Source organism: uncultured Chitinophaga sp. (assembly GCF_937874145.1).
GTDB lineage: Bacteria > Bacteroidota > Bacteroidia > Chitinophagales > Chitinophagaceae > Chitinophaga.
In genome coordinates this window covers 1-10,098 of record NZ_CALNBI010000059.1, presented here as the reverse complement: position 1 = coordinate 10,098, position 10,098 = coordinate 1, and the positions used below count along the sequence as shown (strand labels likewise).

9 protein-coding genes are annotated in these 10,098 nt (G+C 57.7%); 4 read left to right on the top strand and 5 right to left on the bottom strand.

Annotation, left to right across the window (positions count from 1 at the left end; genetic code table 11):
- Positions 1 to 878 (top strand): substrate-binding domain-containing protein (locus Q0510_RS02680; RefSeq protein WP_298707988.1); only part of this gene is annotated, 878 nt, incomplete at its 5' end.
- Here the strand turns inward: Q0510_RS02680 and Q0510_RS02675 are convergent.
- The 5 genes from Q0510_RS02675 to Q0510_RS02655 form a co-directional block, all read right to left on the bottom strand.
- On the bottom strand, positions 875 to 1,624 hold the full coding sequence (locus Q0510_RS02675) for a glucosamine-6-phosphate deaminase (RefSeq protein WP_298707986.1): 750 nt from the start codon (positions 1,622 to 1,624) through the stop codon (positions 875 to 877). The two genes, Q0510_RS02680 and Q0510_RS02675, sit on opposite strands and share 4 nt — an antisense overlap.
- A 67-nt stretch (positions 1,625 to 1,691) precedes the next feature.
- The gene (gene nagA, locus Q0510_RS02670; RefSeq protein ID WP_298707984.1) at positions 1,692 to 2,918 is read right to left on the bottom strand and encodes an N-acetylglucosamine-6-phosphate deacetylase; all 1,227 of its coding nucleotides are present in this window, start codon (positions 2,916 to 2,918) and stop codon (positions 1,692 to 1,694) included.
- Complete coding sequence (locus Q0510_RS02665; protein ID WP_298707982.1) at positions 2,899 to 4,269, bottom strand: sugar MFS transporter; 1,371 nt, start codon at positions 4,267 to 4,269, stop codon at positions 2,899 to 2,901. Before Q0510_RS02665 ends, nagA begins: the two co-directional genes overlap by 20 nt.
- A 17-nt stretch (positions 4,270 to 4,286) precedes the next feature.
- Entirely contained in the window at positions 4,287 to 5,627 is a 1,341-nt protein-coding gene (locus tag Q0510_RS02660) for a Gfo/Idh/MocA family oxidoreductase (RefSeq protein ID WP_298707980.1), read from the bottom strand.
- Positions 5,628 to 5,655: 28 nt separating this feature from the next.
- The gene (locus Q0510_RS02655) at positions 5,656 to 6,684 is read right to left on the bottom strand and encodes a Gfo/Idh/MocA family oxidoreductase (protein ID WP_298707978.1); all 1,029 of its coding nucleotides are present in this window, start codon (positions 6,682 to 6,684) and stop codon (positions 5,656 to 5,658) included.
- 380 nt (positions 6,685 to 7,064) lie between these two features.
- On the opposite strand from Q0510_RS02655, the gene Q0510_RS02650 reads away from it, so the two are divergent.
- From Q0510_RS02650 to Q0510_RS02640, 3 genes are all read left to right on the top strand, one after another.
- A complete protein-coding gene (locus Q0510_RS02650) occupies positions 7,065 to 8,315 on the top strand; it encodes an Nramp family divalent metal transporter (protein ID WP_298707976.1) in 1,251 nt (416 codons plus the stop codon).
- Positions 8,316 to 8,334: 19 nt separating this feature from the next.
- Positions 8,335 to 9,351: an NAD(P)-dependent oxidoreductase gene (locus Q0510_RS02645; RefSeq protein WP_298707974.1), complete on the top strand. Its 1,017-nt coding sequence runs from the start codon at positions 8,335 to 8,337 to the stop codon at positions 9,349 to 9,351.
- 23 nt (positions 9,352 to 9,374) lie between these two features.
- A partial coding sequence (locus Q0510_RS02640) for a dihydrodipicolinate synthase family protein (protein ID WP_298707972.1) occupies positions 9,375 to 10,098 on the top strand: 724 nt, incomplete at its 3' end.

Genomic DNA, 10,098 nt, shown 5'->3' with positions numbered 1-10,098 from the left:
TGGCGTCGCGGAAAGTATTAAACCTGGCGATCCTCCTTCCTGCCGTAACTCCTGAAACGGCTTATTGGGAAATCCTGCTGGCGGGTGTTGGTCAGGCGGAAGATGAGATCCGGCAGATGGGTGTGCGTATCGAACGGCACTTCTTCGATTTCAACGACCGCTCCTCTTTTCCGAAAGCAGCGAAGCAACTGCTGAAGAACCCTGTGGACGGGGTGCTGCTGGCGCCGCTCTTCATCGACGAAGCCACAGAATTCTGCCAGCAACTGCAGGAAAAAAATGTTCCTTTCGTTTTCATCAACTCCGGCATCCCCGGGCTCGACAGCCTATCATATATCGGTCCCGAACTGTTCCGCAGCGGCTACCTTGCGGCGCATCTCATGTCTTACTGCCTCGCGCCGCAGGACAAGATCATGGTGGTGAACATGACCCGCCAGATTGAAGGCATCCATCCCCTGTTGCGTAAAGAAGAAGGGTTCAGGGCGTACTTCGCCAATAACCCGGAACGGATCGTAAAGGCGGACGTCCGTGAAAGCAGTGACACCACGGTGGAGAAGAAACTCGCCGAAGCGCTGGCGGCAGACCCCGCCATTAAAGCGATTTTCGTGACCAGCTCACGCGTGCGATACGTAGCACGATACCTGGAAACCGCCGGGAAAGAAGGGCTGCTGGTCATGGGGTACGACTTCCTCCCCGATAACGTGGCCTGGCTGCAGAAAGGGATGATCGATTTCCTTATCTGCCAGAAACCCCAGGAACAGGCTTACCGCGGCATCATGACGCTCTATCAGCACCTCGTGCTGGGCGCTCCCGTCGAGAAGGAATACTTCATGCCGATCGACATCATCACCCGGGAAAACTACATGTATTACAAAAATTAGAGCAAGGCCGCGCTGTCTTTGTCGAGGTACAGTTCCGCATGGGGATGCGTGCGCAGGATCGTGCTGGGATATTGTTCGCTGACAGGCGATTGCAGCGTGTGCCGGATGGCTGCTGCTTTTGCGGGGCCGGGCACCATGCAGTAGATATACTTTCCACGGAAAAGCGCCGGCACCGTGAGCGTCAGCGCATGCGTAGGTACTTCCTCCGGCGTGGCAAAGCAGCCGTCGTTCACTTGTTGTCGACGGCAGGCCTCGTCGAGGTCCACGACCTTCACCAGCACAGGATCGTTGAAATCCGCCACATGCGGGTCGTTGAACGCGATATGCGTGTTCTCCCCCACTCCCATACAAACGATATCGGTTCCATCTTTCAGCAGTTGCGCGTAGCGCGTGCATTCCTCCGCGGCATCGGTGGCCTGCCCGTTGAGGTAATGCACCTGGCCGAAAGGCACGATACCGAACAGCCGCATTTCCAGGAAATTGCCGAAGCCCTGGGGTGCGTCCGCGGGCAGGCCGAGGTATTCGTCCATATGAAAAGCGTGGATGCGGTGCCAGGGGATCGTTGCGTCGGTTCGTAATGCTTCGAGGAATTCCTGCTGCGAGGGCGCGGCGGCGAAGATCATGCTGATGAATTCCTGCCCCGCAAGCAGGGAATGGATGCGCTGGGCTACCGCAGCCGCCGCGGCAGCGCCCATCCGGCGCCTGTCCTCAAACTGGTGTACGTTGATTCGTTCAAATGTATGCATATGCTGACAGGTTTGCTGCCGGACGGCGCCCTGTGGCTGCCGCAGCGTTGTGGTAGTATTATTTGTTTCAGTCAGATACCGGTTCCCGCAGGATGGAGCGCGCCGTTTCGCTGCGGTGGCGGATCTCGCCGTTGATAATAACGGTGTCGATGTTGATGTCGCTGTCGAAAAGCACGATATCCGCATCTTTACCCGTGGCGAGCGAGCCCTTCGTCCCCGAAACCTTCATGATCGCGGCGGGCGTGCCGGTCATCATGCGGACGGCATCCGCCAGCGGAACTTCGGCCAGTTTCACCATATTACGGACCAGCCGGTCGCAGGTGGCCACGCTTCCCGCGAAAGAAGAGCGGTCGGGCAGTTTGGCGACATCATCTTCCACGATCACTTTCAGCCCGTTCCGCCTGTCGCCGAGGATGCTTTCGCCCGGGGGCATGCCGGCAGCGCGCATGGCGTCGGTGATGAGGGCGGTTTTCTCCGGGCCTTTGAATTTGTATACGAGTTTAAGCAACGCAGGCGGCAGGTGAACGCCGTCGGCGATGATCTCCACGGTCATATCATCGAGCAGGAACGCGCTTTCGATGACGCCCGCATATCGGAAGGCATTTCTCCGCGTCACGCCCGACATGGCGGAATACAGGTGCGTCGCGTGGGTGTAGCCGTGCTCCCATGCTTCGAGGACTTCCTCGTAAATCGCGTCCGTATGGGCGATGGCGGGCAGTATGTTTTTGGAACGGAGGTATGATCCGAAATCCAATGCGCCGGGGAGCTCGGGGGCGGCGCTCCAGCGGACTACGGCGTTGGTATTTTCCAATACGGCGGTATATTCGGCTGGGTCAGGGTTGCGGATGAACCGGGGATCCTGTGCGCCGCGCTGGTTCATGGCGAAATAAGGCCCTTCCAGGTGCATGCCGAGGAAGGACGCTCCTTTCGTATTGCGGAGGTGCGCGGATTCATACGTGCGCACGGCCTGCCGGAGGCTTTCCGTGTCGCTGCTGAGCGTAGTCGGCACCATCGACGTGGTGCCGTAACGCATATGCGTTTCAGCGACGGTAAGGAAAGCTTCCGCATCCCCGTCCATAAAATCGCTGCCGCCCCCGCCATGCACATGGATGTCGATGAACCCGGGCGCGATGTATTGCCCCTGCGCATCGATTACCATAGCGTCCGGTGCGGGTATATCGTCTTCCGCCACCGCAAGGATGCGGTGGCCCTCCGTCAGCACCGTGCCGCCATTGATGATGCGGTAAGGCGTGATGATCCGGCCGTTGACGATTTTAATTTTCGGATAATTCATACGACTGCTTTGATGGGACCGGTGAACGCTTCAGCTTCCAGCTGCGGACCAGGTGGCCGTAAAACGCGTAATACATGAGATAAACGTAACAAGGCAACAGTACCCAATATGCGCTCCGTTCTCCCGCCATATCCGCGAAATAACCGTATACCAGGGGTAACACCGCGTTGCCGCAAAGCCCCATGATCAGGACGGATGCGCCTAGTTTTGTAAAACGGCCCAGCCCGTCGAGCGCCAGCGGCCAGATGCCTGCCCAAACGAGTGAGTTCGCCAGGCCCAGCATCACCACGAACCAGATGGAAATATCCGCTTCATGCCCGAATACGCTGACCATGCCGCGCATGTACACGATGCAAACGGTGAGCACCGCGCCCAGCACGGTGCAAAATCGAAGTGCGTTAACCTGCTTCACGAATTTCGGGATGAGAAGGATGCCGATAAAATACCCTACGATCGTGGCGCCCAGGGTATACGAAGGAAACGCTTTGGCTTCGAGCAAGGGAATGCCCATGGAGCCTGCGTAAGAAATAATGGTATCGATGGCTATCACCTGCGTGCCCACATGCAGGAAAATCGCCACAGCACCCAGGATCAGGTGCGGGAAATCGAATATGCTCTTTTTGTCACTATTCACCGCGGCTGTTTCCCGGCTTTCATTTTCGGTATTGATTTCGGGCAGGGGCGAATAGCGCACCACGAGCCCCAGGGCAAACAAGACGGTCCCCAAAACGGCGTAAGGGACGATCACCCGGCGGATGAACGCATCCAGCACCGCGGCCCTTTCGGCGGGATCCATTGCCGGGAGCATCCGTTCCAGGTCGGTATCGGTGACGCGGAGGATAACGGCCGCAAAGATCAGCGGGGCGATAATACCGGCAAATTTGTTGCAAATGCCCATCACGCTGATGCGCTGCGCCGCCGATTCCTTCGGCCCGAGGATGGTGATATACGGATTGGCGGCAGTTTGCAGCACGGCCAACCCGATCCCCAGGGTGAAAAGCCCCAGCAGGAAAAGCGGGTACGCGCGCATGAGGGCGGCAGGTACGAATATGAACGCGCCCAGCGCCATCGCCCAGAAGCCGATCATCATCCCCTTCTTAAACCCCACAGATTTCAGCAGGTAGGATGACGGTACCGACATCACCAGGTAAGAAATGTAAAACGCGAACGTCACGAGGTATGATTGCAGGCTGGTGAGCTCGCAGGCGATCCTGAAATAGGGAATCAGGATGGCGTTAACCCACGACACAAAGCCGAAGATGAAAAACAGCATCCCGATGATGAGGATGGAAATCCGCGTGTCGCGGCGGCTCAGTGAGCCAGGGTCTACCATTCCGGTGGTTGTCCGCATAGGCAGTTTTTACAGGTTTACACTGTCGGCTCCCAGCCCGGCTGGTACGTCCGTTTCCATAACTTTTGCGCTTCCTTGTTGTTTTTGATCCTGCCATTGGAGGGATCGGTGTGCAGGGTGCCGCCCGTGCGCAGGGCGATGTTGCCCAGCTGGCAAAGCAGGGTGCTCTGGTGGCCGCTGAGGATATCGCTGTTGAGGGGAGCGCCCTTGCGGATGCCGTCGAAAAAGTTCTGGAAGTGCAGCGCATCGAGGGCTTCGGCGGGATTGGTGAGGTTGCGTGCGTCAATTTTCAGGTCGTTCTTCACGTCTTTCGCCACTTTACCGTCGAGGTCGAAGATGGTGTAGGCATTGCCGTCGATCATCAGCGAGCCCTTCTCCCCATAAAATACCACGCCCACTGTATTGCCTTCCAGCGGTTTGCCGTTGCAGCTCCTGCCTTCCCAGGTCATGCTGGAATTATTGTCGAATTCAAGGTTGATGACCTGCGTATCCGGCGTTTCCCAGTCGTCCTCGTAGCGGTAGCGGCCGCCGGAAGAGGTCACGCGGATGGGATAATCCACACCCATGCCCCAGCGCAGCAGGTCGATCATGTGGGTGCCGTTGTTGAGGGCTTCACCTGTCCCCCAGTTCCAGAACCAGTGCCAGTTGTAGTGGATAAGGTTGTCGCGGAAAGCCTTGCGGGGCGCGGGCCCCTGCCAGAGGTCGTAATCCAGCCATTCGGGCACGGCGGCTTCCTTGCCGCGGCCGATGGACTTCCGGTTATTGGTGTACCAGCCTTTACCGAAATATGCGCGGCCGATGGCGCCGTCTTTCAGTTCCTGGATGCCTTTGATGACATTGGGCCAGGAGCGCCGCTGGTTGCCCATCTGGATGACGGTTTTATATTTTTTCTGCGCCGCCACGAGCAGTTCGCCTTCGTGGGGATTATGGCTGCAGGGCTTCTCGAGGTAAACATGTTTTCCTGCCTTTGCGGCCAGGATGGCTGCGGGAGCATGCCAGTGGTCGGGCGCGGCGATGATCAGCGCGTCCATATCTTTCTGCTCCAGGGCTTTCCGGAAGTCCGGGACGTCTGTCGGCCGATTCTTTTGGATGTCCTCCACTTTGGTGATGCACTTCTGCGAAGCGCGGCTGTCGACGTCGGAAATGGACACCACTTCACAATTGGGTTGCTTGGCGAAATTCTGCGCCAATGCCAGTCCGCGCGCATTCACGCCCATTACGCCTACCCTCACGCGTTCGTTGGCGCCGGGGATGGCAGCATAACTTTTTGCACTGAAACCTGGGAGGATACCGCCTGCGGCGAGAATGGCCGATCCTTTCGCGGTATGCTTCAAAAACGTTCTGCGGGATTTTTCCATAACGGGAATTATTTTAGATAGAAGATGATTAGTGTTTGCGTTTTCTCGCTCTTTCGAACATGGACGCCACGGTAACTGCGGCGCCTTTCCGGCGTTTGCTTTCGTCGGCCGCGTCCATGATGGCGAGGATTTCGAGCGTCGCTTCGCGGGAAACGGGGGAAACGCCCGTTTTGAAAAACTCCGCAACGCGCAGCAGCAAAGGCTCATATCCTTTATAGGGCCCGAGTTCCACTATGCCCTTTTCTCCGAAGGCTTTGCCGCCATAATCCTGCTTACCGCTGCGGATGCCCCGGAAAGTACCGATCCTTCCGCCGTCCCACACGCCTACCACCATATCGGTTTCCGGCGTAAATGTCCGGGAAACCGATACGCAGCCCGTACCCATGACGGTGCACAGCGTTTCCACCCCATGAATACCATACCAGTAGAGATCCGGGTGTGTTTTTTCGAGTGCGCAGGGGCTATAAGCCTCCGCGCCGAAAACTTTCCCGATGGAGCCGTTGGCGACGGCTTGCGCGGCATCCATGTAGCGCAAGGAAGATGCGGAGAAAACGGCGGCGTTGTGCTTTTCGGCCAGGTCGAATATTTCGATGGCTTCGGCCAGCGAGGCGGTTATGGGCTTGTCGATGAATACTTTCTTGCCGGCTTTGATAGCGGGAAGGGCCTGCCGGAGATGGGGGCGCCCGTCGTTGGATTCCACCATGATCACGTCGGATTTGGCGAGGAGGTCGTCCATCGACGACACGAGTTCCACATTGAGTTTCTTCAGTTCTTCCAGGTAGCCCGGGAAGCGTTTCTGGTTGTTTTCTATATCGGGACTAGCCTCCGGCAGCGCGGCTACGATGCGGAAGCCTTCCAGTCCGGGCGAGGGCACGTCTTTATTGAAGCTTTTGGCGAAGGCAACGGCGTGCGAGGTGTCGCAGCCGATGATGCCGATGCGGATGGGATCGGCGGCGAGGGCCATGGCGCTGAGGGGACGGCTGGCGGTAAGGCCTGCGCCGATTCCGGCGGCGGTCATGGTCTGGAGGAACTGTCGGCGGTCATAACGTTGTTTCATATGCTGATGGTGGATTCCGTGAATTCGGGTACGTACCCGTAAATGATGCTTTAATATGGTTGCACGAAGGCAACCGGTCAGGTGTACGTCCTGGAAAACGACGTATGCAACGGTAATTTAGGTAAACATCTTTCAAAATGCAAGGGAAAGGGGGCAGAAAAAATAATTATTTGCCTTTCTGCATATATTATTGCCTCTGCCCTGTCTTCAACCCGGAACAACAGAAAAATATTTGCATTTTCCGGAATTGAAATGTACTTTCGGGTACGTACACGTTCTTCATCCGCGTTATCTCAGAACAAGCGTCAACATTGGAATACAAGTTCCGTGTACGCACCCGTAAAAGAACAACCAGGTCATACTCAAAAAATTACAGGTTTATGGAAGAATCAACAGCCACCGCGCCCACCTCCGCCCCTGCCACCGCCATCAGCCGCGGGAAGGTATGGTTGCAGGCCATCGGGCCGGGGCTCATCACGGCCGCCCTCGTTTTCGGCCCCAGCAAAATCACGATTACCTCCATGATGGGGGCCCGCTACGGGTACAGCCTGTTATGGCTCCGGCTGGTCGCCATTTTCTTTATGATCGTATTTGCAGTGATGAGCGCCCGTGTAGGCATAGCCACCAACGAATCCGTGCTGGCCACCATCGGCCGCAAATGGGGCAAAGGCATGCGAACGGCCGTAGGCGTGGGCGTATTCCTCGTCTGCGCCTCCTTCCAGGCAGGGAACTCCATCGGCACGGGTATCGCCATCGGCGAAGCCACCCATACCAGTCCCAACATCTGGATCATCGTTTTCAACGTAGTCGCCATCGGCATGCTTTTCTTCCGCAGTTTCTACAAATCGATGGAAAAGATCATGATCGCCCTCATCGCATTGATGCTGCTGGCCTTTATCGCCACCTTCGTATTCACCAAACCTTCGGTTTCGGGTATGGCGGCAGGACTGGTGCCTGTGGTGCCGGAGGGCTCCCTCCAGCTGGTGATCGCCTTCATGGCATCGTGCTTCTCCATCGTGGGCGCACTGTATCAATCGTACCTCGTCCAGGAGCGCAAACGGCTCAATCCTGCAGTGAAACAAACCGGCCGCGAAACCATTCCCGGCATGGTAATACTCGGCATCCTCGCCGCCATCGTGATGGTCTGCGGAGCAGCAGTGCTCAACACCCGTAATATCGAAGTCACCAAAGCCACGGATATGGCGGTAGCCCTCGAACCCATCTTCGGGAACTTCGCCTCCGCCCTCTTCCTGTCCGGCCTCTTCGGCGCCTCGTTTTCTTCCGTTATCGGCAACGCCGCCCTCGGCGGCACCCTCCTCGGCGACGCGCTCGGTTACGGCGGTACCCTGCAATCCGGAATGGTCCGCTTCTTCATCGGCATTATCATGGTCATCGGCGCCGTTGTAGCGATCTCATTCGGGAAGCTGCCGCTGGAACTGATCGTACTGGCGCAGGCCGTTACCATCTTCGTCGTCCCTTTCATCGGCGTGGCGCTGTACCTGATCGCCAACGACGAAAAAATCATGGGACCGATGAAGAACCCGCCCTTCATTAAAATCGTGGGCGCCATCGGGCTCGTTATCATGGCTTTGCTGATGATCAGCAACATCAAAACTTTATTCTTTTCCTGACAATTGCAAACAATACGACATGGACACAATATTCTCGACCGTTGAAGAACTGCTGAAGCCTTCCGAAGCACTGATAGCAGACATGGCAAGCCTCGAAGGCGACATCCTCATCCTCGGCGTGGGCGGCAAGATCGGCCCCAGCCTCGCCAAGCTCGCCAAACAAGCCGTAGACGCTTCCGGCGTTCCGCGCCGCGTTATCGGGGTGAGCCGTCTTTCCGAACCCGGCCTCCGCGAAGAACTGGAAGCCGCCGGCGTGGAAGCCATCGCCGCCGACCTCCTCAACGAAGCCGACCTCGCCTCCCTCCCGGATGCGAAGAACGTGCTCTACCTCGCCGGCACCAAATTCGGCACCACCGGCAAAGAAGCCTTCACCTGGGCCATGAACGCCTACCTCCCCGGCCGCGTGGCGGAGAAATACCGCAACTCCAAAATCGTGGTGTATTCCACCGGTAACGTGTACCCCCTGGTGCCCGTGTTCTCCGGCGGCGCGGACGAATCCACGCCCACCGGCCCCATCGGCGAGTATGCCCAGTCCTCCCTCGGCCGCGAGCGCATCTTTGAGCACTTCTCCCAACAGTACGGCACTGAACTGCTCATCTACCGCCTGAACTACGCCAACGATCTCCGTTACGGCGTGCTTCTGGAAATCTGCAAATCCGTGGTGAACGAATCCCCGATCGACCTGCGCATGGGCCACGTGAACGTGATCTGGCAGGGCGACGCGAACGAGTATGCGCTCCGCTCCTTCCTGCACACTTCCAATCCCGCCAAATATCTCAACATCACCGGCCCTGAAACGGCCTCCGTTCGCTGGATCGCGGAAGAATTCGGCAAGCTCGCCGGCAAAACGCCGCAGTTCGTAAACCAGGAATCCGACACCGCATTGCTCAGCAACGCCGGCGAAAGCTTCCGCCTTTTCGGCTATCCCAAAGTCACCCTGCGCGATATGATCCGCATGACGCTCGAGTGGTTCCAGGGAGGCGGCGCCACCATCAAAAAGCCCACCCATTTCCAAACCCGGACCGGTAAATTCTAATCCAAATTTCGTTTACACATCATATGGACGCATCCATCAAATCATTACTGTATAGCGGCACCGTGATCCCCGCGCACCCGCTGGTGCTCACGGCCGGCCGGCAGCTCGACGAAGCCCGCCAGCGCAGGCTCACGCGTTACTACATCGCATCCGGCGCAGGCGGCGTGGCCGTAGGCGTGCACACCACCCAATTCGAGATCCGCTGGCCCGAATTCAACCTCTACGAACGCGTGCTCCGCCTCGCGGCAGAGGAAATCGACAAAGCCGGCCTCAACCGCCCGTTCATCCGCGTGGCCGGAATCGCCGGGCCTACCGGACAGGCCGTGAACGAAGCCCGCATCGCCAGGGACCTCGGCTATCATATCGGGCTCGTGAGCATGGGCGGATTGAAAGATTATTCCGAAGACCAGCTCGTGCAGCACGTAGCAGCCGTAGCGGAAGTGATCCCCGTTTTCGGTTTTTATCTGCAACCTTCTGTAGGAGGTCGTATATTGAGCTACGATTGCTGGCGGAGGTTGGCCGACATCCCCAACCTGCTCGCCATCAAAACGGCTCCCTTCAACCGGTACCAGACCCTCGACGTGTTCCGCGCCGTTTGCCACTCGGAGCGCTGCGACGAAATCGCGATGTACACCGGGAACGACGATAACATCGTGGCCGACCTGCTCACTGTCTACAAAATCCCGGTAAACGGGAAGATCGTAGAAAAACGCTTCGCGGGTGGATTATTGGGCCACTGGTCGGTTT